General features: G+C 72.5%; 22 protein-coding genes, 1 tRNA gene and 1 pseudogene. 8 read left to right on the top strand and 16 right to left on the bottom strand.

Features of this window, described 5'->3' with window-relative positions; genetic code table 11:
- Positions 1-8 precede the first annotated feature (8 nt).
- The 4 genes from AB0C20_RS18805 to cobC all read right to left on the bottom strand — a co-directional run bounded on the left by AB0C20_RS18805 (position 9) and on the right by cobC (position 4,857).
- Positions 9-1,295: a hypothetical protein gene (locus AB0C20_RS18805; RefSeq protein WP_357568426.1), complete on the bottom strand. Its 1,287-nt coding sequence runs from the start codon at positions 1,293-1,295 to the stop codon at positions 9-11.
- Between the two features lie 94 nt (positions 1,296-1,389).
- Positions 1,390-2,631, bottom strand: coding sequence for a uroporphyrinogen-III C-methyltransferase (cobA, locus tag AB0C20_RS18800; RefSeq protein ID WP_357568425.1), 1,242 nt, complete (start codon positions 2,629-2,631; stop codon positions 1,390-1,392).
- 40 nt (positions 2,632-2,671) lie between these two features.
- A complete protein-coding gene (cobT, locus tag AB0C20_RS18795) occupies positions 2,672-3,772 on the bottom strand; it encodes a nicotinate-nucleotide--dimethylbenzimidazole phosphoribosyltransferase (protein WP_357568430.1) in 1,101 nt (366 codons plus the stop codon).
- Positions 3,772-4,857, bottom strand: coding sequence for an Rv2231c family pyridoxal phosphate-dependent protein CobC (gene cobC, locus AB0C20_RS18790; protein ID WP_357568424.1), 1,086 nt, complete (start codon positions 4,855-4,857; stop codon positions 3,772-3,774). Before cobC ends, cobT begins: the two co-directional genes overlap by 1 nt.
- 122 nt (positions 4,858-4,979) lie before the next feature.
- Here cobC and AB0C20_RS18785 point away from each other — a divergent pair, with 122 nt between their 5' ends.
- Positions 4,980-7,109: a transglycosylase domain-containing protein gene (locus AB0C20_RS18785; RefSeq protein ID WP_357185125.1), complete on the top strand. Its 2,130-nt coding sequence runs from the start codon at positions 4,980-4,982 to the stop codon at positions 7,107-7,109.
- 25 nt (positions 7,110-7,134) lie between these two features.
- Here the strand turns inward: AB0C20_RS18785 and AB0C20_RS18780 are convergent, their stop codons facing one another.
- Entirely contained in the window at positions 7,135-7,704 is a 570-nt protein-coding gene (locus tag AB0C20_RS18780) for a GNAT family protein (RefSeq protein WP_238685465.1), read from the bottom strand.
- Positions 7,701-9,104: a cobyrinate a,c-diamide synthase gene (locus AB0C20_RS18775; RefSeq protein WP_357185121.1), complete on the bottom strand. Its 1,404-nt coding sequence runs from the start codon at positions 9,102-9,104 to the stop codon at positions 7,701-7,703. Before AB0C20_RS18775 ends, AB0C20_RS18780 begins: the two co-directional genes overlap by 4 nt.
- 205 nt (positions 9,105-9,309) lie before the next feature.
- Between AB0C20_RS18775 and AB0C20_RS18770 the strand changes: the two genes are divergently transcribed.
- Entirely contained in the window at positions 9,310-10,131 is an 822-nt protein-coding gene (locus tag AB0C20_RS18770; RefSeq protein ID WP_357185305.1) for an SURF1 family protein, read from the top strand.
- 10 nt (positions 10,132-10,141) lie between these two features.
- Here AB0C20_RS18770 and AB0C20_RS18765 read toward each other — a convergent pair whose 3' ends face one another.
- The 5 genes from AB0C20_RS18765 to AB0C20_RS18745 form a co-directional block, all read right to left on the bottom strand.
- Positions 10,142-11,734: an ATP-dependent DNA ligase gene (locus AB0C20_RS18765; RefSeq protein ID WP_357185118.1), complete on the bottom strand. Its 1,593-nt coding sequence runs from the start codon at positions 11,732-11,734 to the stop codon at positions 10,142-10,144.
- Between the two features lie 92 nt (positions 11,735-11,826).
- Positions 11,827-12,033, bottom strand: coding sequence for a hypothetical protein (locus tag AB0C20_RS18760; RefSeq protein WP_030488220.1), 207 nt, complete (start codon positions 12,031-12,033; stop codon positions 11,827-11,829).
- Positions 12,034-12,110: 77 nt separating this feature from the next.
- Complete coding sequence (locus tag AB0C20_RS18755) at positions 12,111-13,454, bottom strand: dipeptidase (RefSeq protein WP_357185302.1); 1,344 nt, start codon at positions 13,452-13,454, stop codon at positions 12,111-12,113.
- A gap of 36 nt (positions 13,455-13,490) precedes the next feature.
- Entirely contained in the window at positions 13,491-14,636 is a 1,146-nt protein-coding gene (locus tag AB0C20_RS18750) for a M48 family metallopeptidase (RefSeq protein WP_357185113.1), read from the bottom strand.
- A 67-nt stretch (positions 14,637-14,703) separates the two neighbouring features.
- On the bottom strand, positions 14,704-15,345 hold the full coding sequence (locus AB0C20_RS18745; protein ID WP_357568429.1) for a hypothetical protein: 642 nt from the start codon (positions 15,343-15,345) through the stop codon (positions 14,704-14,706).
- A 272-nt stretch (positions 15,346-15,617) separates the two neighbouring features.
- Between AB0C20_RS18745 and AB0C20_RS18740 the strand changes: the two genes are divergently transcribed.
- Positions 15,618-16,019, top strand: coding sequence for a rhodanese-like domain-containing protein (locus AB0C20_RS18740; protein ID WP_357185296.1), 402 nt, complete (start codon positions 15,618-15,620; stop codon positions 16,017-16,019).
- 170 nt (positions 16,020-16,189) lie between these two features.
- Here the strand turns inward: AB0C20_RS18740 and AB0C20_RS18735 are convergent, their stop codons facing one another.
- The 3 genes from AB0C20_RS18735 to ssb form a co-directional block, all read right to left on the bottom strand.
- Positions 16,190-17,728: a cobyric acid synthase gene (locus AB0C20_RS18735; RefSeq protein WP_357185110.1), complete on the bottom strand. Its 1,539-nt coding sequence runs from the start codon at positions 17,726-17,728 to the stop codon at positions 16,190-16,192.
- Positions 17,725-18,780: a cobalamin biosynthesis protein gene (locus AB0C20_RS18730; RefSeq protein WP_357568428.1), complete on the bottom strand. Its 1,056-nt coding sequence runs from the start codon at positions 18,778-18,780 to the stop codon at positions 17,725-17,727. The genes AB0C20_RS18735 and AB0C20_RS18730 overlap by 4 nt, the downstream gene beginning before the upstream one ends.
- Before the next feature lie 334 nt (positions 18,781-19,114).
- A complete protein-coding gene (gene ssb / locus AB0C20_RS18725; RefSeq protein ID WP_357568427.1) occupies positions 19,115-19,906 on the bottom strand; it encodes a single-stranded DNA-binding protein in 792 nt (263 codons plus the stop codon).
- 304 nt (positions 19,907-20,210) lie between these two features.
- Here ssb and AB0C20_RS18720 point away from each other — a divergent pair, with 304 nt between their 5' ends.
- Together AB0C20_RS18720 and AB0C20_RS18715 are read left to right on the top strand one after the other, a co-directional pair.
- Positions 20,211-20,630, top strand: coding sequence for an HPF/RaiA family ribosome-associated protein (locus tag AB0C20_RS18720; protein WP_357568423.1), 420 nt, complete (start codon positions 20,211-20,213; stop codon positions 20,628-20,630).
- A 163-nt stretch (positions 20,631-20,793) separates the two neighbouring features.
- A pseudogene (locus AB0C20_RS18715) lies at positions 20,794-21,732 on the top strand (alpha/beta hydrolase); the annotation flags it as partial.
- Between the two features lie 189 nt (positions 21,733-21,921).
- Here the strand turns inward: AB0C20_RS18715 and AB0C20_RS18710 are convergent.
- A complete protein-coding gene (locus tag AB0C20_RS18710) occupies positions 21,922-22,617 on the bottom strand; it encodes a hypothetical protein (protein ID WP_357185104.1) in 696 nt (231 codons plus the stop codon).
- 161 nt (positions 22,618-22,778) lie between these two features.
- Between AB0C20_RS18710 and AB0C20_RS18705 the strand changes: the two genes are divergently transcribed.
- The 3 genes from AB0C20_RS18705 to AB0C20_RS18695 all read left to right on the top strand — a co-directional run bounded on the left by AB0C20_RS18705 (position 22,779) and on the right by AB0C20_RS18695 (position 25,004).
- A tRNA-Arg gene (locus AB0C20_RS18705) sits at positions 22,779-22,851 on the top strand.
- Positions 22,852-23,934: 1,083 nt separating this feature from the next.
- Positions 23,935-24,663: an LPXTG cell wall anchor domain-containing protein gene (locus tag AB0C20_RS18700; RefSeq protein ID WP_357568422.1), complete on the top strand. Its 729-nt coding sequence runs from the start codon at positions 23,935-23,937 to the stop codon at positions 24,661-24,663.
- A gap of 167 nt (positions 24,664-24,830) precedes the next feature.
- A complete protein-coding gene (locus tag AB0C20_RS18695) occupies positions 24,831-25,004 on the top strand; it encodes a hypothetical protein (RefSeq protein ID WP_238685478.1) in 174 nt (57 codons plus the stop codon).
- Here AB0C20_RS18695 and AB0C20_RS18690 read toward each other — a convergent pair.
- On the bottom strand, positions 24,989-25,291 hold the full coding sequence (locus AB0C20_RS18690) for a MerR family transcriptional regulator (protein ID WP_238678144.1): 303 nt from the start codon (positions 25,289-25,291) through the stop codon (positions 24,989-24,991). The genes AB0C20_RS18695 and AB0C20_RS18690 overlap by 16 nt on opposite strands.
- Positions 25,292-25,387: the final 96 nt, after the last annotated feature.

The following is a 25,387-nucleotide window of genomic DNA, read 5'->3' as shown; positions in this document are numbered from 1 at the left end:
CCCGTCGGTCAGTGCGGGTACGGCAGGCTCGGTTGCCACCCGTGCAGGTGGGCGACGAGGTCGGCGGGCACCGTCCAGTGCGCGTACGGCAGCACCGCGTTGCTGCCGGTGTGGATCAGGCGCAGTAGTGGGGCGCCGCCGGTGTGGTCGAGCGCGAGCTTCGGTTTACGGGCCGCGCCGACGCCGCCGAGGCCGAACAGGACGACAGGGTCCTGGACCGCAAGTCCCTGCGCCTGTCGCGCGTCACGCCAACCTCGGTACGCCGCGTCCAGCCGCCAGGGCGCGAGGTCGGCGAGACCGCGGTACAGGTTCGCCACCCAGATCGCCGTGAGTTCGGCGTCGGAGAGCCGGGACGGCACGCCGGTCAGCAACGCGTCGAGCTCCGGATCCGTCTCCACCCCGGCGTTGGTCAGCGCCTCGGGCAACGCGCCTCGGCGGACGGCCGCGACCGCGGGGGCGGCCTGCTCGACCCGATCGACCTGCCAGCGAAGCCCTGCCGGGGTGTTCGCCGCTCGGCGGTCCCACAGCCACCGGGCGTTGTCCCAGCGGTGCCGCTGGTTGGCCGGGATCAGGTCGTCGATGCCGACGACCAACTCCGCGCCCTCGACCCGCGCGGTGAGCCACCGGCCCCGCAGGTGCGGCCGCTGCTCGCCGTAGCCGGCCAGTGCGACCACCGCGGACCGCAGGTAGGCGCCGGTGTTCCCGCGTGGGAAGTGCCAGCACAACGTGGACAGGTCGAGGGCGTCGAGGTCGGCGGCGGCCTCATCCGACACCGCGCCGATCCGGACCGGCGGCGATGCCGCGCTGGACTGGCGATTGTCGAACTGTCGGCGGTCCCGGCGCTGCCGTGTCTCGGCCCGCTCGACCGACGGGCTGACCGAGTACGTCGCCTTCTTCCCGGCCCACCGCAACACCTCCATCCCGGCCGCCCACGGGTCGCCGAAGAGCCGGAACTCCAGCAGCTCGGGCTCGTCGGACCCGTCGTCCTCGGTCACCTGCAGCTCGTACACCAGGTCGCCGGGCGAGTCCAGGTCGTAGCCGGCGTGCGGATCACGGCCGAACTCGTTGCCGACGAGCGAGTCGCCCGTCGGCTGGCGATAGCCACGGACCACAGTGACCAGGACGGCCCAGGAGCCCTCGGCGTCCGTGCACCTCAGAGTCCGGACCGGAGCATCGCGCCATCCCGAGGGGAGATCCTCGAAGCTGGTGGTCAGGCCCTGCCGTCCACAACTCAGCGCGATCGGGGTCAGCAGATCCGTTCGCCACGTCTCGTGAGGGTCCTTCACGGTGAGCATGAGCGACATTGTGTCGACAGCCACCGACAACCACCGACAACGACGGCGGCTGGCATCCACCGCCGGAGGGGTCGCCGCCGCGTTCGGTCGCCGGTCAGCCGTCGAGGGCGCCCACCACGTCGCCCACCACGACGACGGCGGGCGGGCGTAGGTCGGCCGCACGCAGGTCGGCCGCTACCTCGCCCAGCGTGGACCGCAGGACCCGCTGGGTGCCCGTCGTGGCTTCCTGGACGACGGCGGCCGGCGTCTGCGGCGACCGACCGTGGGCGATCAGGGTGCCAGTGATGGCGGCGAGGTTCTTCAACCCCATCAGGATCACCAGGGTGCCGTGCAGACCGGCGAGGGCGTCCCAGCGCACCAGCGAGGCCGGAGCGTCGGGTGCCAGGTGCCCGGAGACCACTGTGAACTCGTGCGCCACCCCCCGATGGGTGACCGGAATGCCGGCCGCGGCCGGCGCGGCGATCGAGCTGGTCACCCCGGGCACCACTGTCACCGGCACGCCGGCGGCCGCGCAGGCCAGCAACTCCTCACCGCCGCGTCCGAAGACGTACGGGTCACCGCCCTTGAGCCGCACCACGAAGGCGCCGGCCAGGGCCCGGTCGACAAGGATCTGGTTGATCTCCTCCTGGGCCCGGGACGGGCCGTAAGGGATCTTCGAGGCGTCCACCAGCTCGACGTCCGGGCGCAACTCGTCGAGGAGCAGCCCGGGCACCAGCCGGTCGGCGACCACCACGTCGGCCTCGGTGAGCAGCCGCCAGCCCTTCACGGTGATCAGCTCCGGGTCCCCCGGCCCCGCACCGACCAGCGCCACCCGCCCGGCCTGCCGCCCACCTGTCGTCCCAGTGGAAGCGTCGGGCCGGCCAGCGATCCCGTCCGGTGCCAGGCGGACCGCCAGGAGGTCGCGGATGGCGTCGCGGACGGTCATCGCCCGGCGCGGGTCTCCGCCGCCGAGCACCGCCACGGTGACGGGGCCGTGCCGGGTCACGGCCGGGGTCCAGGCGGTGGCGGCCGTCCGGTCGTCGGCCCGGACGCAGAAGATCCGCCGCTCGGCGGCGACGGCGCTCACCGAAGCCGCCGCTATCGGGTCGTCGACAGCCACCTGGACCAGCCAGGCGCCGTCCAGGTCCTCGGGCACGAACCGGCGCGGCACCCAGTGCAGCCGACCCGCGTCGGCCCTGGCGCGCAGCGCCGGGGTCAGCTCCGGGGCCACCAGGAGGACGTCCGCGCCGGCGTCCAGCAGCGCGGGTACGCGCCGGGTGGCGACAGCGCCGCCACCCACCACTACCACCCGCCGCCCGTGCAGCCGCAAACCCAGGGGGTACGGATTGGAGGTCATGCCGCACCACCGAGGCGGACGGCTCGTTCGCTGCGCGTGCTCACTTCTCGGCCACCCCTGCGGAGTCGAAGGTGGCCACCTCGTGCAGCACCCGGACCGCGCCGGTGACCACTGGCAACGCCAGCAGCGCACCGGTGCCCTCGCCGAGGCGCAGCCCCAGGTCGATCAGCGGGTCGAGGCCGAGGTGGCGCAACGCGACAGTGGCGCCGGGCTCGGCCGAGCGGTGGCCGGCGACCATGGCGCAGACCGCCGCCGGGGCGAGCGCCGCGGCGGCGAGCGCGGCCGAGACCGCGATCACACCGTCCAGCAGCACCGGCGTGCGGCGCGCTGCGGCCCCCAGGATCAGCCCGGCCAGGGCGGCGTGCTCCAGTCCACCGACGGCGGCCAGCACCCCCAGTGGGTCGGCCGGGTCGGGGGTGTGCCGGGCCAGCGCGGCCCGCACCACAGCCACCTTGTGCGCGTACGTCGGGTCGTCGACCCCGGTGCCCCGACCGGTGGTGTCGAGCGGGTCGGCGCCGGTGAACGCGGCGATGAGCACGGCGGCCGGGGTGGTGTTGCCGATGCCCATGTCCCCGGTGAGCAGGATGCCGGCGCCGGCGTCGATCAGCTCGTCGGCGATCCGGATGCCGGTCTGCACCGCCGCCAGCGCCTCGTCCCGGGTCAGCGCGGCGGTCACTGTGAGGTCACGGGTGCCCCGGCGGACGGACGCGACAACCAGCCGGGGCACGGCCGGGTCGAGCACCGTCGGGTCGAGGGCCGTCGGGTCGGCGGCCGGGTCGGTGGGCAGCGGGGTGGCCACTCCGACGTCGACCACGGTGACCGAGGCGCCGGCCTGCCGGGCGAACGCGTTGACCACCGCCCCACCGGCCAGGAAGTTGCCGATCATCTGCGCGGTGACCTCCTGCGGCCAGGGGCTGACCCCCTGGGCGTGCACCCCGTGGTCGCCGGCGAAGATCGCCACGGCGGCCGGCTCGGGCAGCGGTGGTGGGCAGACTCCGGCCAGGCCGGCGAGGCGTACCGAAAGCTCCTCCAGCGCGCCCAGCGAGCCCGCCGGCTTGGTCAGCCGGCCGTGCAGCTCCCGGGCGGCGGCCATGGCCGCTTCGTCCGCCGGGCGGATCGCCGCGATCGTGGTCTCCAGCATCATGCCTCCATGATCTCGCGCAGCACGTCGATGAACGCGTCGGTGGTGTTTCGGTCGCGTACCGCCACCCGCAGCCAGTCCGGGCCGAGGCCGGGGAACGTGTCGCCTCGGCGCACCGCCCAGCCGCGCTCGCGCAGGGCGGCCCGGACGAGGGTCGCGCCCGGCAGGTGCAGCAGGACGAACGCGCTGGCGGGACGGCTGACGACGCGTACACCGGGCAGTTCGGCGAGGCGCGCGACCAGGTGGTCGCGGTCGGCGGCGAGGTCGGCGGCGATCGCGCGTTCGGCCTGGACCGCGACGTCGCTGGCGCAGGCGGACGCGGCGGCCAGCGCGGGTGTGCTGACAGCCCAGAGCGGCTGGACGGCGGCCAGCCGGGACAGCAGCTCCGCGGCGCCCAGCAGGTAGCCGATCCGCAGGCCGGCCAGGCCCCACGTCTTGGTGAGGCTGCGGATCACGAGCAGCCCGGGCAGGTCGCGGCGTTCGGCCAGCGACTCCGGTTCGCCGGGGCGCCCGGCGGCGATGGTGGTGTCGGCGAACGCCTCGTCGACCACCAGCACCCGGCCGGGGCGGGCCAGCGCGGCCACCGTCTGGGCGGGGTGCAGCACCGAGGTCGGGTTCGTCGGGTTGCCGATCATCACGAGGTCGGCGTCGGCGGGCACCCGGGCAGGGTCGAGGCGGAAGTCGTCGGCGGCGTCGAGCAGCACCCGCTCGACCGGGTGCCCGGCGGCCCGCAGCGCGGCCTCCGGCTCGGTGAACTGGGGGTGCACCACCACCGGACGGCGCACGCCGCGCAGCGCCTGCGCGATCAGCACGAAGCCCTCGGCGGCACCGGCGGTGAGCAGTACCTCGTTCGGGTGACGGCGGTGTCGGGCGGCGACCGCCGCTCGCGCCGGTGTCGGGTCCGGGTAGCGGGCCAGGTCCGTCAGGGTCGCGGCGATCGGGTCGGCCAGCCAGGCGGGCGGCCGCGCCCGACGGACGTTGACGGCGAGGTCGATCAGGCCGGCGGTCGCCTCGGCGTCGCCGTGGTGAGCGAGGTCCGGCTCGACCACTGTGGGTGGGGCGACAGCGCTCGGCTGATCAGACATGTCCGCGATCCTGCCGGGAAGGTGGCCGGTGGGACAGTCGATGTCGGGGTAAGCCGCGTCACCCACTCGCCGGTTTAAGAGTTCTTCTCATGTACGAATCGGAAATGTCATAACTTGACCAGGTGAGCAACCGACCCCTTGCTGCCGCTGGTCGTCTCGTCCCTCTCCTCCGCGCCGGACTGATCGCCGGAATCGTGATCGCCGCCGCCGCGTACCCACTGGTCGCCCTCACCGGGCTCGGCGCGAAGGCCACCGCGCACGCCGTGGAACAGAAGACCCGGGTGCTGAAGACCGCCCTGCCCGCCGAGACCTCGTACGTCTACGGCCCGGACGGCAAGACCGTGCTGACCATGTTCTACGAGGAGTACCGGCAGTACACCAAGCTGTCGGACATGTCGCCGAACATCCAACAGGCGATCGTGGCCGCCGAGGACTCCCGCTTCTACCAGCACCACGGCGTCGACCCGAAGGGCGTGGCCCGGGCCTTCGTCTCCAACGCCCGCTCCGGCGGCTCCCAGGGCGCGTCGACGCTGACCATGCAGTACGTCCGGATGGCCCTGCGGGACAGCGCGACCACGCCCAAGGAGGTCCAGGAAGCCACCCAGCAGACCAGCATTCGCAAGGTCAAGGAAATGCGGATGGCGCTGGACCTGGAGAAGGAGATGAGCAAGGAACAGATCATGGAGCGCTACCTGAACTCGGCGTACTTCGGGCACCGGGCGTACGGCATCTACGCCGCCAGCGAGATCTTCTTCTCCAAGACCCCGAAGGACCTCACCCCGGTCGAGGCCGCCACCCTCGCCGGACTGGTCAAGTCCCCCTCCGAGTTTGACCCGGCCGACTCCGACCAGAAGGAGGCCACCGGGCGGCGCAACTACGTGCTGGACCGGATGAGCCAACTCGGCTACCTCTCCCCCGACTCGGCCGCCGCCGCCAAGTCCGAACCGATCCGGCTCAAGCTGACCACCCCACCGCACGACTGCGCCGCGGTGGCGGAGAAGTACAACAGCTGGGGCTTCGCCTGCGACTACCTGAAGAACTGGTGGAGCGCGCAGCCCGCGTTCGGGGCGAACCGGCTGGAACGGATGGACAACCTGCGCCGGGGCGGCTACCGGATCGTGCTCAGTCTCGACCCGAAGATCCAGGAGGCGGCGGAGAAGAACGTCGGCGCCAAGGAAGCCACCGGCAGCCCGTTCGCCAACGGCATCGTGGTCTCCGAGCCGGGCACCGGGCGGGTGAAGGCCATGGCGGTGAACCGGACGTACTCGCTGGACCTGGCCGAGAACCCGCTGAGTTCCAACCCCGAGGCCGGGCCGAAGGTGAAGGCCAACTACCCGAACACCGTGGCACCACTGCTCGGCGGCGGTGACCTGGCCGGCTACCAGGCCGGCTCGACGTTCAAGATGTTCCCGATGCTGGCCGCGCTCGACGCGGGGATGACCCTCTCCACCTCGTTCAACGCCCCACACCGCTACCGCTCCGAGGTCTACGACGGCTGGTCTCCCTCCAACGCCAGCGGCGCCATGTCCGGTCAACAGACCATGTGGTCCGGCTTCGGTAAATCGGTGAACACGTACTTCGTGTGGCTGGAGGAGAAGGTCGGCGCGGACCGGGCGGTCCGGTTGGCCGAACAGCTCGGGCTGCGGTGGCGCACCGACGTCGACCGGGACCACGCGTCGCCGGACAAGGCGAAGAAGTGGGGTGCGTTCACCCTGGGCGTCTCCGACGCCACCCCGCTGGAGATGGCGAACGCGTACGCCGCCATCGCGGCCGACGGCCGCTACTGCGAGGCCATCCCCGTGCAGGCGATCATGAACCGGGACGGCACGCCCGCCACGTACGCCACAGCGGGCGGTCTGCACCGTGAGGTGGCCAAGCCGCGCTGCCGGCAGGTGGTGAGCGCTGACGCCGCACGGGCGGCCACCGACGCGGCCCGCTGCCCGACCGGAGACACCCCGGCGCGCGGCAGCTGCGGCGGCTGGTCCACCGCCGACAGCGTGCGGGGCACCGTCGGACGCCCGGTGGCCGGCAAGACCGGTACGACCGACAGCACCCGGTCGGCCTGGTTCGTGGGCTACACCCCGGAGTTGGCAGCGGCGAGCTTCATCTCCGACCCGGACAACCCGTTCAACGCGGTCGGTGACGGGCAGTCCCAAATCCCGATCAAGGCGGTTTCGGAGACCCTGCGCGACGGCCTGAAGGGCACCCCGACCCGCCAGTTCACCCCACCATCGGACGCCATCGTCGGCTGACGGGGCGCGGGTCGGTGCGTGCGGCTCAGCGCAGGTCGGCGGCGACGAACGACCACAGCTCCAGATCCACGCGGCCGCCGCTGACGAACCCGGCGTTGCGCAGCAGGCCCTCGTAGCTGAACCCGCCCTTCTCGGCGACCCGGCGCGAGGCCAGGTTGCCGGGAGCCACCCGCAGCTCGACCCGCTGGAAGCCGTGCTCCAGGATCAGCGCGATGGCCACCGCGTCGACAGCCTCGGCGGCGAAGCCGAAGCCCCGCGCGTGCGCCGCCATCGCGTAGGAGATCTCGGTGAGGCGGGCGCCCCAGTCGGTGCGCCGGGTCCACAGCGAGCCCACCACCTGGTCGTCCTCGCGCCGGAGCACCGCGTAGTGGTCGCCCTCCCCGCTGTCGCGCCGCTGCCGGGCCAGATCGGTGCACCAGGCCAGCCCGTCGATCGGGCCGGAGTCGTCGGGCAGCGGCAGCCAACGCCGGGTCAGCTTGTCGGCGAAGATCTCCCCGGCCGCCGCCGCGTCGGCCGCCGTGAGCTGACGTACCTCGGTACGCGGGGTGGAGACGGTCAGCGTCGGGAACCGGCGCACCGCCACCTGACCGATCACACCGACACCTCGCCCGGCTGCGCTGGTACCACCTCGCTCGTCGGGTCGGCCGCCGCCGCGGCGACCAACCGGGCCGCCGTCGCCGGATGGCTCGCCCAGTGCACTGTGAGCTGCGAGGCGTGCACGTTGCGCCAGACGAAGCCCTCCGGCGCGCCGCCGTCCCAGCTCCAGGCCGGGCGCTGACCCGCGCGGGGGGTGAGCACCGCACGGTGTGCCTTGTGCCCGACCAGCACCGTGCCGGTGGCGGCGACCACGCTGTCGGTCTGGGCGGTCGCCTCCCGGTAGCCAGCCACCACCCCGTCACGGCTGACGCCTACCGCGTCCAGGACACCGCACATCGGCAGCCCGTCCAGTTCCCGGGCCAGCCAGAGCAGCCCGGCTCCCTCGGCGATCACCGGACGCCCCGTCCGCGCCAACTCGGCCACCGCGATGCAGAGCCGCCGATTGGCCGACAACTGCTCGGCGTACGCCTCGGGCAGCGCGCCTCCCACGACCAGCGCGCGGGTGCCGACCGGCAGCGCCTCGTCGCGCAGCGGATCGACGACGACGACCTCGGCGCCGGCGGCCCGGAGCAACTCGGTGGTCTCCGGGTGGCTGAAGCTGCCGCCCGGCCCACCGGCCACCGCCACCAGTGGGCGGTTCGCCGGGGGTGTGAACGTGCCGAGGGCCTCCTCGGGAGACCAGGCCGGCGCCGGCAGCGGCGGGGCGGAGCGGGCCAGCCCGAGCAGCCGTTCCAGGTCGACAGTGGCGGCGACGGCCTCGCCCAGCCGGCGGACCGCACGGACGGCGTCGGCCGAGTCGTCGACCACCGGCGCAACCCCGTGCCGCCGCGACGGCAGCACCGCCGGCAGGTCCTGTCGACGCAGCGCGCCGTAGACCGGCACCCCCACGTCGTCCAACGCCTCGCGCAGCATCCCCTCGTGTCGCGACGACGCCACCCGGTTCAGGATCACCCCGCCGAGCCACAACTGCTCGTCGTACGAGCGGAAACCGTGCACCAGGGCCGCCACCGACTGACCCATCGCGGCCACGTCGACAACGAGCACCACCGGGCTGCGCAGCGCGGCGGCCGCAGCGGCGGTGGACTCCTGCTCGGGGCGGCCACCGACCGAGTCGTACAGCCCCATGCTGCCCTGCACCACTGCCAGCCCGGCATTGGCGGCACCGTGCGCCACCAGCGGGGCGAGCCGGTCGAGGCCTACCAGTCGGGGGTCGATCACCCGGCCCGGCCGACCGGCGGCGAGGCCGAGGTAGGCGGCGTCGACGTGGTCCGGCCCGAGCTTGAACCCGGCGACGTCGACCCCTCGCTCGGCCAGGGCGGCGAGCAGCCCGATCGCCAGCGCGTTCTTCCCGTGCCCGGAGGACGGCGCGCTGAGCACCAGGCGCGGCACGACGGTCATCATCGACTCCTCGCGAGCGGTAGCGGGTACGCGACGGGACGACCGAGGCCGATCCGTCGGCGTGACGATACCCGCCCGGCTGGAGGCGCGAGCACCGCCAACCGGGGTGGGCGGCCCGGCCCTGGCAGTGCCCCGGGGCGTCGGCCCGGCCCGGTCCGGCCCGGTCCAGGTCAGTGGCGCCGGTCATACGAGTAGCCTCGGTGCCGTGTACCGGTTCCTGCTGAGCCCACGCTGGCTGGGCGCTCTCGCGCTGACCCTGGTCGCGGCCGCCGTCATGGTGTTCCTCGGCAACTGGCAGCTGGACCGCTACCGAGGGCGCACCGAGGTCAACGAGCGGATCGACGCGGGCCAGCGGATGGCTCCGGTGCCGCTCGCCAACGCGCTGCGCGCTCCCGCCGGCGGCGCGGGGACGGCCGGTCCGGCCCCCGCCGAGGACAAGGTCTGGACCCGGGTCACCGTCACCGGCCGGTACGACCCCACGAACACCGTGCTGGTCCGTGGCCGGACGGTGGACAGCCGGGTCGGTTTCGAGGTGCTCACGCCGCTGGTGCTCGCCGACGGCACGGCGCTGCTGGTGGACAGGGGCTGGATCCCGCCGGCGTCCGGTGGGGCGACCGCCCAGCCGTCGGTGCCGGCCGCGCCGACCGGCGACGTGACGGTGGTCGGCCGGGTGCACGAGACCGAGAGCGGCGCCGGCGCGGTGGCCCGACGCGACGGGCTGCTGGAGATCCGGCGGATCGGGGTGTCGCGGCTGGCCGGCGAGCTTCCCTACCCGGTCTACGGTGCGTATCTGCTGCTCGACGAGCAGACCCCGGCGGCCGATCCGGTGTTCAAGGCGGTGCCGGTCGGGCACGCCAACAACTGGCAGAACTTCGGCTACGTCGTGCAGTGGTGGCTGTTCGCGGTGATGGCCATCTTCGGCTATGGCTGGGTGGCCCGTCGGGAGGCCCGCCGGGCCGCCGGCATCGGCACCACCCCGGCCCCGCTGGACCGGGCCGCCGAACCGACACCAACCGCGTCCGCCTGACCTCGCCCGGTCAGCCGCTCACGCGGCCGGCGTGGATGGCGCGGACCGCGTCGATGGTGTCCGCCTCCGCGGCGGACTTGTCGTCGCGATAGCGCACCACCCGGGCGAACCGCAGCGCCATCCCACCGGGATAGCGCGAACTCGTCTGCACCCCGTCGAAGGCGATCTCCACCACCTGCTCGGGCCGGACCCGGACCACCCAGTCGCCGCGTTCCACGGCGAGGCCGAGGAACCGCTCGGTCTGCCACCGCAGCAGCTCGTCGGTGAGCCCCTTGAACGTCTTGCCGAGCATCACGAAGTCACCGGTGCGCGCGTCACGCGCACCCAGATGCAGGTTGGACAGCCAGCCCTTGCGTCGGCCGCTGCCCCACTCGACGGCGAGCACCACCAGGTCGAGGGTGTGCCGCGGTTTCACCTTGACCCAGGCGGCACCGCGCCGGCCGGCGTCGTAGGGGGCGTCCGGCGCCTTGACCACCACGCCCTCCTGCCCGGCGTCGAGCGCGGCGGCGAACGCGGCGGCGGCCTGCTCTGGGCCGTCGACCTCCATCCGACCGACCAGCAGCGACGAATCCACCGAACCGGCCAGGGCGGCCCACCGTTCCCGGCCGGGACTGTCGATCAGATCCTGGCCGTCGAGGTGCAGCAGGTCGAAGAAGTACGGGGTGAGCACCGTCGCGCCCGTGCTGGCGGCCGCCGCGAGCACTGCCGGAGCGACAGGTGTGCGCCCGGTGGTGCTGGGGGTGGTGCGTCGGGCGGCCCGGCTCGACGTCTGCTGGAACGGCAGTGGGCGGCCGGTCTCGTCCAGGCCGATCGCCTCGCCGTCGAGGACCAACTCCCGACCCGGCAGGGCACGGACCGCTGCGACCACCTCGGGCACCCGGGTGGTGATCTCGTCGAGGCTGCGGGTGAACACGGCGATGTCGGTGCCGGAGCGGTGCACCTGGATGCGGATGCCGTCGAGCTTCACGTCGACCACCGCCGGCGTGCCGGTCGCGGCGAGCGCCTCTGCGACCGAGGGGGCGCTCTGCGCGAGCATCGGTGCCAGTGGGCGGCCGACCTGTAGACCGAACCCGGCCAACTCGGCGGCCCCTCCGGCCAACGCGGCCACCGCCACCGCCCGGAGATCACCGGCGAGGAGCAGCGCCCGGCGGACCGTCGCCACCGGCACCTCGGCGGCCCGGGCCACAGCGTCCGCGAGGAGCCCGGCCTGTGCGCCCTGCCGCAGCTCGCCACTGAACAGGCCGGTGAGCAGCCGCTGCTCGTCGGCAGTCGCCGCCGCGTAGAGGGCACCGAGCAGCGCCCGACGCCGAGCCTGTGAGCCTGAGCCGTGCACCGCGGCGATCTGCGCGATGGCCGCGTCCACGGCGGCCACCGTCAACGTCGGCGCGGCGGCCGGTGGCGGCAGATCACGCAGGCTCGCGTAGCCGACCCCGGTCTGCCGTTGGCGCAGCTCACCGGCGAGATAGCCGGCGCCGGGCTCGACCTCGCCGGGCTCGAGCCGGCGCAGCGCGTCAGCGAGCAGCTCCACCTTGGCCCGTCGGCCGCTTGTGGCGCCGACGGCGACGGACGTGGCTGCCAGATCGAGGAACCGCACGCAGCTCATCCTGCCAGTCACCTCCGACACCGCCCGGGCATTGCCGTGCCCGGGCGGTGTCGGCAGGGTGCCGCCCACTCACGCGGACGACGGATCAGGGCCTAAGCGGAGATGGGTTCCTCGATGCGCAACCCTCGGGCGCGGACCTCGCCGGCGACCCGGGAGAGCACCGAGTCGAGGGCGACCAGTGCGGCGGAGAGCTCACCGAGCTGTTCGTTGAGCGTGTCCTCGGACCACGCGGAGACATCGACATCTCCCAGCGCGCTGACAGCGGCCCCCAACCGGGCCATCACCTCGTTCGTACTCATGTACGAAAGGCTATAACAGCTGACCATCCGACACGCCGTAAACTCCCAGATCAGGCCCAAAGTTGCCGTTCTGACACCTAACTGCTCACGGCCGCCACGTTGCGCAGAAGCAGTGCCTCGGCGAGGCAGACCCGGGCGAACTCACCCAGGTGCAGACTCTCGTTCGGGCCGTGCGCGCGGGCGTGCGGGTCCTCCACGCCGGTCACCAGGATCGCCGCCTTCGGGAACATCTCCTGGAAGGTGGCGATGAACGGAATCGAGCCGCCGACGCCGATGTCCACCGGGTCGGTGCCGTCCCAGGCGGTCCGGAAGGCCGAACGGGCGGCGTCGAACATCGGCCCGGACGCGTCGATCACGCACGGGTCGCCGTCGTGCTCGAAGGTGACAGTCACCTGCGCACCCCACGGCGCGTGCTGCTCCAGGTGCGCGCGCACCGCCGCGTACGCCCGCTTGGGGTCGTCGCCCGGAGCGAGGCGGATGCTGAGCTTCGCCTTCGCGGCCGGGACCAGGGCGTTCGGCGCCTCGCCGGTGGACGGCGCGTCGACACCGAGGATGGCCAGCGCCGGCTTGGTCCAGAGCCGGTCGGTGATCCGGCCGGTGCCGATGAACTGCACGCCGTCGGCGAGGCCCGCCTCGGTGCGGATCCGGTCCTCCGGGTAGTCCACGACCGCGCCCTCGCGGCCGACGAGTCCGTCCACTGCCACGTCACCGGCGTCGTCGTGCAGTGTCGCCAACAGCCGGACCAGCGCGGTGAGCGCGTCCGGCACGGCGCCGCCGAACATGCCGCTGTGCACCGCGTGGTCCAGCGTGCGCACCTCGACGAAGCAGTTGACGATGCCCCGCAGCGAGGTGGTCAACGCCGGTACGCCGATGTCCCAGTTGCCGGAGTCGGCGATAACGATGACGTCCGAGGTGATCTCGTCGCGGTGCTCGGCCAGCAGTTGCTCCAGCGAGTCGGAGCCGTACTCCTCCTCGCCCTCGATGAAGAGGACGACGCCGACCGGCAGCGCGTCACCGTACGCGCGCAGCGCCGCCACGTGCGCCATGACGCCGGCCTTGTCGTCGGCCGCGCCCCGGGCGTAGAGCCGGCCGTCCCGTTCCACCGGCTCGAAGGGGTCGGACTCCCACAGCGACCGGTCGCCGACTGGCTGGACGTCGTGGTGGGCGTAGAGCAGCACTGTGGGCGCGCCGGGCGGGGCGGCCCGACGGCCGATCACCGCCGGCTGGCCGCCGGATCGAACGACGTCGACGTCCAGGCCACAGCCGCGCAGCAGCTCGGCTACCGCCTCGGCGGAGCGTTCCACGTGCGAGTGGTCGAAGCCCTCGAAGGCGATGCCGGGGATGCGGACGAGGCGCTCCAGGTCGGCCCGGACGCCGGGCATCTCCCGCTCGACGGCGGCCCGCACCTCGGACTCGGACATGATCGGTGAGGTCATGACCGGAATCGTATGCCGGCCTTACCGGGGAGTGTCGGCGGAGCCCGTACCGTCACCGTTGTCCGCGGGGCCGGCGCCGGCCCGCGCGCCCGGGGCGGCCCGCCCGGCGCGATGTGCGCGGCCGGCCGCCTCGGTGGCGGCGTCCATCCAGGAACGGGCCCGACCGGCGGTGCCGCCCACCCACTCGCCGACGTCGCTCGCGCCGTCGCCGAGCCGGCGCAGCAACCCGACCAGCGGGTCGGTGGAACGGCTGAACTCCTCCCGGTACGACTCGGCAGCCGCCTTGATCTCCTCGGACACGCTTGTCGAGCTGTCGTCCTCGCGGCGCGGATAGTCCCCGGCCAGAACCTGCCCGTACGCCCCGGAGTCGATCCACTGGCGCAGCGACGCCGCCCGCGCCACCGGCACCGGGTGGGTACTCCACGCGGTCATCCGGATCTTGTGCAGGCTGTCGCGCAGGTCGCCACCACCGGAGTACTCGGCGGCCTGCTCGAGGAAGGCGGTGGTGTCGACCTGGGAGAGGTCACCGCCGCCGGCGAGCTTCATCAGCAGCCGCAGCGCGGCGGCCGGGTCCTGCCCGGCGAGCAGGCCGGCCCGGTCGGCGGAGAGTTCCGCCTTGCGCCACCACTCAAGCATCGCCGCGATGATGGCGCGCAACGCGATCGCGCCGACCGGCAACCAGCTCAGGTTGGCCGCCCAGCGAGTGAGGATCATGAGCATGGTCTTGTAGACCGCGTGCCCGCTGCCCACGTGCCCCAACTCGTGGCCGAGCAGGCAGCGCAGCTCGTCCTCGTCGAGTTGCTGCACGCAGGCTGAGTTCAGCACGATGAACGGCCGCTCCAGCCCGACCGCCTCGGCGCCCAACCAGGGCGACTGGGTCACGTACAGCTCGGGCAGCTCGGCCACGTCGAGCGCCGCGGCGGCCTCGGTGTAGCGCTGCCACACCGCCGGGTACTGCCGGTGGTCGACCCGGATGCCGGAGGCCAGCACGGACAGCCGGAAACCCCGCTCGTTCCACATTCCGAAGAACGCCCGCACCACGTCGTCGAAACCGCGCAGCTCCCGCAGAGCGACCAGGGCACCCCGGTCGGCCGGATGCTCCCAGGCCCGCGAGCTGATGCCGGTGAGGGTGATCCGACGCCGCGCTGGCGCGTCCGCTGCAGTCATTGTGGCTCCCCGTTCGCCGTAGCTCTCCGCATCGTGCCGCAGTCGGTGGCCGACGTCCATGCCCCGCTCAGCGGAGTCGCACGTAGTACCGGTCCGCGTCGTGCGGCAGCGTCGGCGCGCCGTCCACCAACAGGTCGGCGTGGGTGGCGGTCTGGTCGACGGCGAAGTGCGCCCGCTCTCCGTCGTGCCAGCGGCGCAGCTCGGGCAGGATCTCCGGCCCGTCCCGGGCGACAGCGCGAGCCAGCCGCAACGACGCGGGCGCGGTGACGAACACGGCCAGCGTCAACTCCGGTCGGACGGCCGCCCGGGCAGCGCTGACTCCCTCGACCACCAGCACCGAAGCCACCGGAACCGGAACCGGCCGGGGCAGGAAGCACTGCCGGACCCAGCTGTACCGCCGGTAGGCGCCCGGCTTCCCGTCACGCAGCGGGGCGAGCACCCAGTCGTCGAGCCGGGGCCAGAAGGTGACCTGGTCGTCCCACCCGTCGAGCAGGTCGTCGGTGTGCACCACCGGCGGTCGGCCGCCGAGCGGCCCCGCGAGGGCATCCGCGAGCCGCGCGGCGAACCGGCTCTTACCCGCGCCGCTCGGCCCGTCGACAGCGACCAGCCGGGTCCGCCCCAACCGCGCCGGGCCCGCAAGCACCCGACGAGCCAATTCGGCGTACGCCTGGACGAGTGCCACTGTCGGCCCGCCGGTTCCCGGGTTCAGCGCAGCCTCCCGTGGTGCATGACCGAAGTATGCCGCCACCGCTGGTGGGCAGTGTGATCGACTCGGTTCATCGACGTCGCGGTATCCCTGTCGGCCCGTGTCGATCGTGCCGGTTGCGGGGTCGGCGTGGGCCACTCTGACACGTCCGGCTGACCGCCCTGGCCGGCCACCGTCACGTCCGGGGGAATTGGTGCGGCGACGGGTGACGGGCGGCCCGTTCGCCGCCCGGGGTGCCACCGAATCGGCATGATCGGGTGGTGCTCCGAGACGTGATGAGCCCCGGTATAGACGCCCTACTCGAACAGGCCCGCGCCGGGCTGCACCGACTGACTCCGCAGCAGACCGTCGAGGCGGTCCGCGGCGGCGCGTTGCTGATCGACACCCGGACCGAACTACAGCGCCGCGAACAGGGCGACCTGCCTGGCGCTGTCGTCATCGACCGGACCGTACTGGAGTGGCGCCTCGATCCGGCCAGCGCCTGGCGGATCCCGGAGGCCACCGGGTACGACCGGGAGATCATCCTGGTGTGCCGACAGGGTTACAGCTCCAGCCTGGCAGCCGCCAGCCTGCAGACCCTCGGCCTGCGCCGGGCCACCGACATGATCGGCGGCGTGGACGCCTGGCTCGCCGCCGGCCTGCCCACCAGCGACCGTCCGGCCGACATCCGCCCCTGAACTCCCCCGAGCCTGCCCTTCGCGCCCATTTCGGGCGGGACGGTCGTCGCGAGATCGTGCTCGATCCAGGAAACAGGCCCCTCCTCGCGTGGACGAGGCCCCCACAACAACGATCGAGCACGACCACGCACGCTGACCTTCCCCAGTGGACGGTGGGCCGGCCAAGAGAGTCAGGATGGGGCGCCGGGTGGGATGAAGGGCAGGTCGACGGGTGGGCCGGCTTCGATGAGACGCCAGAGGGCATCGGTGTCCAGGTGTTCCTCGACCAGGTCGCCGAGCAGGTCGAGTGAACGCTCCCGGGCGGCGGCGAAGCTGGTGGCCGGCGCGACCCGGAACCCGCTGCGGCCGGCCAGGCGAGCCGCCTCGGTGAGGAACCACCGGCGGAACTCGTCGGACTCGAACGCCCCGTGCCAGTGCGTGCCGTGCACCACGCCGAACACTGCGCCCTCTCCGACACCGTCGTCGCCGGTCAGCAGCGGGGTCAGGCTCGGGTCGGCCTGTGAGACGTACCCGTGGTGGATCTCGTAGCCCCGCACCGGGACGCCACCGTGGCCGCTGCCCACCGACTGCCGGACGGTCTTGCGCGGGTCGAAGGTGATGTCGATGGGCAGCAGACCGAGCCCCGGCACGCTGCCCTGCCGGCTCTCCACCGAGTCGTGGATGGCGCGGCCGAGCATCTGGAAGCCGCCGCAGAGGCCGAGCAGGGGCTTGCCGGCCGCCACATGGGTGGCCACCGCGTCGGCGAGACCGGTTTCGCGCAGCCACCCGAGGTCGGCGACGGTGGACTTCGAGCCGGGTAGGACGACCAGATCGGCGGCGGCCAGTTCGGCCGGTTCGATGGTGAGGCGTACCCGGACGCCCGGCTCGGTGGCGAGAGCCTCCACGTCGGTGGCGTTGCTGATCCGGGGTAGGCGGACGACGGCCACGTCCAGCCATTCGCTGCCGTGCGGAGCTGCGGGTCGGCCGAGCACCCGGCCGTAGGCGAGTGAGTCCTCAGCGTCGAGCCACAGGTCCAGTGCCCAGGGCAGCACCCCGTACGTAGGGCGGCCGGTGACCTGACGCAGCATGGCCAGACCCGGCTGGAGCAGCCCGAGGTCGCCCCGGAACTTGTTGATCACGAATCCGGCGATCAGCGCCTGGTCGGCCGGGTCGAGCAGGGCCACGGTGCCGAACATCGAGGCGAAGACGCCGCCCCGGTCGATGTCGCCGACGACGATGGTGGGCAGGTTGGCGTGCCGGGCCAGCCCCATGTTGACGTAGTCACCGGCCCGCAGGTTGATCTCCGCAGGGCTGCCGGCACCCTCGCAGATCACCACGTCGTACGTCTCGCGCAGCTCGGCCAGTGCGCCGTACGCGGTCTCGGCGAGCCGGGGACGCAGCTGCCGGAAGGTGCCCGCGGTGATCGTGTCGACCGCCTCGCCCAGCAGCACCACCTGACTGGCCAGGTCGCTGCCCGGCTTGAGCAGCACCGGGTTGAACCGCAGGTCGGGTGCGAGCCCGCACGCCGCCGCCTGCATGGCCTGGGCGCGCCCGATCTCGCCGCCGCGCCCGTCCGGCCCGACGACCACCGCCGAGTTGTTCGACATGTTCTGCGCCTTGTACGGCGCCACCTTCACGCCCTGCCGGTGCAGCCAACGACAGATGCCGGCGGTGAGCACGCTCTTGCCGGCGTCGGACGTCGTGCCGGCCACCAGGAGCCCGCCGCTCACCGCCCACTCCCCCGCACTCCGACGCCCCCGGCCACGCCAGCCGGCCCGCGCCCTCCGGCCGCAGCAACCGGCCCCCGCCGACCCAGCGCGCCGATCAGTGCACGCCTGCTCACCGCGCCAACCAGCCGGCCGAGCGTCACCGGGTACGCGGCGGCCAACCCGACGGCGGCCAGCCCCACCGCGCCGGAGATCCGGGCGGCCCGCTTCAGGTGCCGCGCCTCCGGACGGGGACCGTCGCCGAGGAACGGCCGCACCTCGGAGCGCCCGAAGTAGACGTTGCGACCACCGAGGCGGACCCCGAGCGCACCGGCCATCGCCGCCTCGCACTGACCGGCGTTGGGGCTCGGGTGGTCGTTGCGGTCCCGCCGCCACACCTGCCAGGCGCGCTGCCGGTCCCCGTGCGCGACCGGCGCGACGGCGATGGTGAGCAGCCCGGTCAGCCGGGACGGCACGAGGTTGAGCGCGTCGTCCAGCCGAGCGGCCGGCGTGCCGAACCGCGCGTAGCGCGTCGACCGGTGCCCGACCATCGCATCGAGGGTGTTCGCCGCGCGGTAGCCCAGCAACCCGGGCAGACCAGCGACCGCGCCCCAGAGCAGCGGAGCGACCACCGCGTCGGAGGTGTTCTCCGCGACCGACTCGACTGTCGCACGGGCCAGCTCCGACTCGCCCAGCGTCGACGGGTCCCGCCCGCAGAGGTGACCGAGGCGTCGCCGGGCAGCGGGCAGGTCGCCGTTACGCAGCGTACGACCCATGACTGTTGCCTCATGCCGTAGCGTGCGGCCGCCCAGCACTGTCCACGTGCCGGCCGCCACCAGCACCGCCCGGGTCACCGGCCGGTGTCGGGTAGCCGCCGCGGCGACCGCCCCGAGCAACACCGGCCCGCCGACTGCCAGCGCGGTGAACGCCGCACCCGCCGTACGGTCCGGGCGGTAGAGGCGGCGCTCCAGCGCGCCCGCGGCCTGCCCGAAGCCGGCCACCGGGTGCCACCGGCGGGGGTCGCCGAGCGCCCTGTCCAGCGCGTACCCGGCCAGCAGCCCCACCGCGTTCGCCATCGGCGCTGTCCGTCGCACCCGCACCACCTCCGGCCGGCCAGCCTAGACGAGCAATCCGTGAACCAGCCCAACCCACGGTCCCGCACCGGCAACGAGAACCTGTGGAGTGAACAGGCAGACCAACCTGCCGACGCCGGTCACGCGGGGTGACGACGCTGGTCGCGCCGCCACCCCGCCCCCGTCGTGCCGCACCGGCCGTGTCGGGTGCTGCCGTCTCGCCGCGGCACCCGGCACCCGGCACCCGGCACCCGGCACCCGGCACCCGGCACCCGGCACCGAGATGGTGCTTGGCCAGCTCGACCGCCGCCCAATTCGCGACGGCCGAGCCGATCGGTCAGGCTGGCTGCGGGATCCGGCCCCGACCACGCCGTCCTCGGCCGGGCTGCGCCGGCTCCGGCTGCCCCTCGTCGGGCACCGGCCCCAACTCGATGTCCAGGTCGCCGTCGGCGTTGTCGTCGTCGTGCGCCTCGGGCGGAGGGGCCAACTCGTCCTCGAGGGCCGGCGGACCGTCGGCCTGCCCGCCGCTCGCGGCCGCTCCGCCGTCACCGAAGGCCCCGCCGCTCGGGGAGCTGTCGTCGTCCGCCGGGCCATTGCCGAACGGGCTGGTCCGCAGCTCCGCGTAGTCGGGCAGCTCGAAGTCGTCGTCCAGCGGACGGTCGTCGGGCAGCACGGGTGCCTGCCCGGCCGGCACCGGCTCGGTGGGCTCGCCGTGCACCCGACTCTCGGCCTCCGCGTCCTCCACGGTGCTGGTCGCCATGCTCGGCCGGTTACGCAGGAAGCGGGCGCGACCCCGGGACAGGTCATGGCCGACGGCGACCGCCTCCAGCTCGTAGACAGTGCGGTGGTTGCCGGCGTCGTCGGTCCAGTCGCGGGTGTAGAGCCGCCCGCAGACCACCACCGGATCACCGACCATGACGGAGGCCGCCACCCCCTCGGCGAGCTTGCGCCAGCAGTTGACGCGGACGCGGAGCGAATTGCCGTCAACCCACCGGCCGCTGTCCCGATCGAGTCGGCGGGCGGTGGAGGCGACCTTGAAGTTGGCCACCAGAGTGTTGCTCTGGGTCGTACGACGCCACTCGGGCGTGGTCAGCACATTGCCGACGATTGTCACGTAAGTGTCGAACATCATCCCTCCAGGGGGATCGGGGCCTGCCTGCGCGAGTCGACTCGACACCGAGCATCGACACTGGAAGCACCCATCGCGAGGGCTCATCCCCGGCCTGTGGATGACGAACCCACCTGTGGACAACGCCCTGATCACGCCCGAACGTGGTAGGCCCGACCCGCCCGACCCGCCGTCCACGGTTTCCCAGGCCACCCGAACTGGGTAAGGACTTGATCAACGCACCACCGACAGCTCCACGTCGACGAGAGGTCAGCGCCATGACGATCACCACCATCGACTCCGCGAACGCTTCCGAGGCGCAGCGATGAGCGCCGTGGCGAACCCGGCCACCGTGGCTGAGTGCCTGCGGGTGGGCGCCGGGTTCTCGCAGGGCGACCGCAACTGGATCGCCGAGCAGTTCGCCACCCTCGACGCCCGGCTCGCCAGCTTCCACGCTGACGCCACCGAGCTGGAGGTGTCGGTGAAGGACCGGGAAGCGCGTGGCCAGAAGGTCACCCTGGAGTGCTGGATCGCCGGCCGGCAGAAGATCGTCACCACCTCCGCCGAGGAGGACCTGCACGCCGCCCTCAATGACGTCCGTGACGACCTGCGCCGTCGACTCAACGACGCCAAGACCCGCCAGGAGCCGCGGCACAACAAGCACCTGCGCGACCTCCCCCAGCCGCAGTTGGAGCCCGACGAGTCGGAGAACCCGACCCCCCGCGCCGACGCGGAAACTGCCTGACCCACGCCACACCCCCGCGATCTTGCACTTTCGGCTCCCGAACAGCGGCTATTGCCCCTTACGTCGGGACAGAAAGTGCAAGATCGCGGGATGAGTGGGGGCGAGCGGGGTGTGGGCGGGGACGGGCTACCGCTCGGTAGGTTGGCGGCGTAGCGTCGCGTTCGTGGAACCGGACGTGTTGGGGCCGCCGTACGAGCGGCAGACGATCGACCTGGGCACCGACGACGAAGGCCCCGTTGTCGCGACACTGGTCCGACGACGGGCCGAGCGCCCCACCGGACGGGCCGTGCTCTACGTGCACGGCTTCGTCGACTACTTCTTCCAGACGCACCTGGCTGACTTCTTCGCCGAGCGAGGCTGGGATTTCTACGCGCTCGACCTGCGCAAATACGGCCGCAGTCTGCTCCCGGCCCAGACCCCCAACTTCTGCCGCGACATCAGCGACTACTTCCCCGAGCTGGACGCCGCCGCCGAGATCATCCGCGCCGACGACGGGCACGACACCCTGCTGGCGATGGGCCACTCCACCGGCGGCCTGATCATCTCGCTCTGGGCGGATGCCCGCCGCGACACCGGCACCATCGACGGCCTGGTGCTCAACAGCCCCTTCTTCGATCTGAACGCCCCCTGGGCGGTCCGTCGCCCCCTCGCGGCCGCCGCGTCCCGGCTGGGCCGCAGGGCGCCGCACCGCATCCTCCCGTTCGGGCTGGGCACCGTGTACGGCGAGAGCATCCACTCCGACCACCGCGGCGAGTGGACCTACGACCTGGCGTGGAAGCCGCTGGCCGGGTTCCCGGTCCGGGCCGGCTGGCTGAACGCGATCCGCACCGGGCAACGTCGGCTCCGGGCCGGGCTGGACATCCAGGTGCCGGTGCTGCTGGCCTGCTCGACCCGGTCCTTCCGGGGCACCAAGTGGCACGACAACGCGACACTGGCCGACGCCGTGCTGGACGTCGAGCACATGGTCCGCTACGCGCCCCGCCTCGGTCGCCACGTCACACTGGCCCGTTTCGACGGAGGGCTGCACGATCTCACGCTCTCCGGCCCCGTCGTACGGAAGAAGGTGTTCGACGAGGTGGGCCGCTGGGCCGAGGCGTTCCTCGCCGCCGGCCCCACCGCCCCGGCCGACGCGGCGCCGGCCGATGCTGCCCCAGCCGACGGCGCATCTACCGCCGCCGACACAGCGCCGGCCAACGCGCAGACGGTCGGCGCGCAGACGGTCGGCGCGCAGACGGTCGACCCGGCGGGGGCGGCGACGCCCAGCGGCTGACAGGCCGGCCGGCGCGAAAGGTCAAATGTCGCCCGGTGTCGCCGGGAGGACGGCACGGATTCGGTCGAAGGTCGCCACCGGGTGCGCGCCGACGCCGGGCAGGACCAGGCCCAGGCAGTACGGGGAAACCTCACCGGTGGGTTCAGCCTGCACGATGAAGACCGGCGCGCCGACGTACCCCGGCGGCAGCTCGGTGGTGATCAGCACGGCGTCCCCGTCGCGGACCACCCGCTCGATCGCGACCTCCAGCGGTCGCGACCCGTCTTCGCGTACCCCATGGGCCAGCACGAAAGCGGAATTGGCGTCGGCGCCGAGGCGGGCGACGACCTCGGGCCCGGCGGCGATCCCCGCCGGCACCGGCTGGACGCGCCACCGCCAGCCGCCGTCGCCGGCGTACCGGTGCAGGCCAGCGGTCGGCAACACCGCGACCCCGTCGCCCGCGAAGCGTGCCCACCCGGGCACGATCGCGGCCTCGGAAATGACGGCCGGGGCCACCCCGGCCGGCTCGGTGACGCTCGCCCGCAGGCTCAACTCACCACCCGAACCGCCCACCAGGTCCGACGCCGTCAGCAGCGACTCCCCCACCGGGTCGTCGCCGCCCTGGAAGAAGAAAGCGGTACCGAAGTCGCCCGAGGACCGGTACGGAAGGATGGCGCGACCGACGACCTGGCACAGCTCGTAGGCGACGTCGCTCTCGGCGTCGGAATCCAGCAACACCAGCCAAAGGTACGGTCCGTGGCCAGGCCGCTTCGCGGTAACCCGGATGCCCGCTACGAGGCGGACGTGAGACTCTGCTCGGCAACGTGGACGCGGGCACCCCTTTTCACCGTCGGGCAGTGGGACGGCGGTACCCTCTGGGCGCGACATCCACGCCACACGCGCCCGTAGCTCAGCGGATAGAGCAGGGGACTTCTAATCCCAAGGCCGCAGGTTCGAATCCTGCCGGGCGCACCCCACCACCGCAGGTCAGCGGCTTGCCGTGCCCGGTCCGGTCGGTCACCCCGACCCCCGTACAGCCATTCGTAGAGCCACGTCACCCGAAGAAGTCCCTTCGCGACCTCGTCCACGGCGGCCCGTTCGATCTCCGGCAGCCGCAGCCAGTCGAGTCCGGCGTTGCCGCACCACCGCTGTTGCAACCTCTGCCGGTCAGCCGCGCTCAGGCAAGTAGCGCCCGAAGCTGCCCTATTGCGTCAAGCACCTCAGTGCGGTGCCTGCCATCCTTGATCCACGCCGGCAAGCGCTCAACCAGGGTCTGGCTTCCCATGTACTGGCCGCGTTCCCGCAACCGAGCGGACACGTACGTCTCCAGCAGGTTCAGGTGCTCTGCGTTGTACGCCCAGAGCACACGCCCACGGCACTCTGTCGACAACCAGAGTGGCAGGCCGAAGTAGGGGTCATTCGGACCCGAGAGTTCAGGGAAGGCGCGCGCGTTGTTGGCGAGGCGAGGGGCATCCCAGAGGTCCGTATACGCGCACCCGAGACAACTCAGCCGACGACGCAGCCAAACATCATGCCGAGTACCGTCGGCGAGCTCCTCGGGACAAGGGAGGACCGAGGCACGTTCTGCACAGCGTGGGCAGCGGACGAAGACCTCGCCAGCAGCCAAGCCGCCCAGCCAATGCCTCGGATCGCGGAAGCGCCCGATGTTCCCATTCTCGGCCGCCGCCATAGATCAACTGTACAGCCATCGGTACAGCCAAGAACGCCGCCACAGGCCGACACCAACGGGCGGCGACGGACAGGCTGACCAGGGACGCACCCGCGCCACCAGCCATCCGTGATCTTCGTCCAATCCCAAGGCCGCAGGTTCGAATCCTGCTGGGCACAGCGTCACTCTCAGACCATCTCAGTCTGCTCAGAGCTCCTGTCGAAGCAGACTGAGTGGAGGGCCCTTCGTCCCTTGTGGATGTATTTGGGTGAGTGTTTCGCCGCGGCCTTGCCATTGCGCAATCGTGGGCGTGTATCCATCCTTGCTTCTCCGTCCACTGACGGTAGTATCTCCGTGTTTTTGCTTGCAACGGGGAGGAAGACCACATGCGATGGAAGTTCCCGGCCGGCGCCCTATTGGCGCTGGCCTTTGTGATTCCGGCGGCACCGGCGGTGGCTCAGATCGAATCGCCCGGGCTGAACGAGGCCTGCCAAACGGTCGAGCGCAAGGCGTACAAGGACATCCGCGAGCTTGTCACCATCGACCTGGATACCGCCACCGAGCAGGAGGTACGGGTGTTGGCCGCCCGGATCCTGTCCGCGGCGAACGCCGACGAGTTGCCCGTTCTGCCCGGCGCCATTCAGGATGCGCTGAAGGGCACCGAGGATGAGCTCCGCGCATTCCTCAAGACGGGCGTACAGAATGCCTGGTCGGTGGCTCTACGGATCACTGTGGTTCGCACGTTGACGGACGCCGGCACCAACGTGGAGGCGGCCGCGCAGAAGGTGCTCGGGGAGGCGACCGTCGATGCCTACCTGGCTTACCTGAATGACGGTCTGTACGCCGCCCGTGAGCTTGACTGCGCGTCTCAGCCCACGCCGACGCCGACGTCTCAGCCCACACCGAGCGCTTCGCCCAGCGCCACGAGCGTCGCACCGACTCCTACCGTCTCCGCCAGCCCGGGCGGGCCCGGCGGCGAGGGTGGCGAGGGCGGTGGGCTGCCCGTGACCGGTGCTGACACCGCGACAGTGGCCGGCATTGGCGGTGTGCTCCTGCTCCTCGGCGGCGCGGGCTACCTGATCGGCCGCCGACGCCGTTCGCGCTTCGTGGCATAGCTCACCTGACGCGCCCGGCTCGATGCGTCGTCGAGCCGGGCGCGTCAACGCCGTGCGTGGCCGTCGCGGATGCGGCGGGGGCAGTCGTGCTGGGCGAACGCGCGCTTGCGGGAGTTCATCGGGCTTGCCCGCGTAGCGAGAAGCCACTGCGCTGATGGCGTCGGGCCGTGTCGATGTTCGGCACTCCTCAGGTGATCCTCTTCAGCGAGGACGTCTCCCGCGCCGCCGAGTTCTACGCCGGCCTCGGCTTCACCGAGTCCTTCCGGGTGCGGGACCGCGTGGCGCTCGGCTTCACCGTGGGGGCAGGCCCGCACGGACGGTGTGCTCAGCCCTGCTGGTGACGCTCATTGCGCCGAAGGGCCTCTTCGAGTTGGTCCTCAAGAATGATGATCCGGCAGGCCGAGGCCATGTCGGTGCCCTGGTCGCACATCTCCCGAGCCCTCGCGGCAAGGCGCAGTTGGTAGCGGGAGTAGCGGCGGTGCCCCCCACTGGAGCGCTGCGGGTCGATCAGTTTCGCCTCGCCGAGCCGGCGCAGAAAATCCTGCGAGCAGCCGAGGATCTCGGCGGCACGGCCCATCGTGTAGGCGGGGTAGTCCTCATCGTCGAGCATGTCGTCGGGTTGAGCCATGGAACCTCCATAGCGGGTCAACGACCTCGGCCTGTTCGCCGAGCAGATCGACCCGCTGACCGGGGAGCAGCTGGGCAACTTCCCCCAGGCGTTCTC

Origin of the sequence: Micromonospora sp. NPDC048843 (assembly GCF_040649965.1) — a bacterium.
GTDB classification, from domain to species: Bacteria; Actinomycetota; Actinomycetes; order Mycobacteriales; family Micromonosporaceae; genus Micromonospora; species Micromonospora hortensis.
This window is presented reverse-complemented; position numbering and strand designations above follow the sequence as displayed.

Bases quoted from the DNA above. Each gene is read 5' to 3' on its own strand.
- ssb (WP_357568427.1), bottom strand. From the start codon at position 19,906: ATGTTCGACACTTACGTGACAATCGTCGGCAATGTGCTGACCACGCCC.
- AB0C20_RS18690 (WP_238678144.1), bottom strand. From the start codon at position 25,291: ATGGCTCAACCCGACGACATGCTCGACGATGAGGACTACCCCGCCTAC.
- AB0C20_RS18740 (WP_357185296.1), top strand. From the start codon at position 15,618: ATGAGCCCCGGTATAGACGCCCTACTCGAACAGGCCCGCGCCGGGCTG.
- AB0C20_RS18700 (WP_357568422.1), top strand. From the start codon at position 23,935: ATGCGATGGAAGTTCCCGGCCGGCGCCCTATTGGCGCTGGCCTTTGTG.
- AB0C20_RS18755 (WP_357185302.1), bottom strand. From the start codon at position 13,454: ATGTCCGAGTCCGAGGTGCGGGCCGCCGTCGAGCGGGAGATGCCCGGC.
- AB0C20_RS18760 (WP_030488220.1), bottom strand. From the start codon at position 12,033: ATGAGTACGAACGAGGTGATGGCCCGGTTGGGGGCCGCTGTCAGCGCG.
- cobC (WP_357568424.1), bottom strand. From the start codon at position 4,857: ATGTCTGATCAGCCGAGCGCTGTCGCCCCACCCACAGTGGTCGAGCCG.
- AB0C20_RS18765 (WP_357185118.1), bottom strand. From the start codon at position 11,734: ATGAGCTGCGTGCGGTTCCTCGATCTGGCAGCCACGTCCGTCGCCGTC.
- AB0C20_RS18720 (WP_357568423.1), top strand. From the start codon at position 20,211: ATGAGCGCCGTGGCGAACCCGGCCACCGTGGCTGAGTGCCTGCGGGTG.
- cobT (WP_357568430.1), bottom strand. From the start codon at position 3,772: ATGCTGGAGACCACGATCGCGGCGATCCGCCCGGCGGACGAAGCGGCC.
- AB0C20_RS18750 (WP_357185113.1), bottom strand. From the start codon at position 14,636: ATGACTGCAGCGGACGCGCCAGCGCGGCGTCGGATCACCCTCACCGGC.
- AB0C20_RS18805 (WP_357568426.1), bottom strand. From the start codon at position 1,295: ATGCTCACCGTGAAGGACCCTCACGAGACGTGGCGAACGGATCTGCTG.
- cobA (WP_357568425.1), bottom strand. From the start codon at position 2,631: ATGACCTCCAATCCGTACCCCCTGGGTTTGCGGCTGCACGGGCGGCGG.
- AB0C20_RS18775 (WP_357185121.1), bottom strand. From the start codon at position 9,104: ATGACCGTCGTGCCGCGCCTGGTGCTCAGCGCGCCGTCCTCCGGGCAC.
- AB0C20_RS18730 (WP_357568428.1), bottom strand. From the start codon at position 18,780: ATGGCGAACGCGGTGGGGCTGCTGGCCGGGTACGCGCTGGACAGGGCG.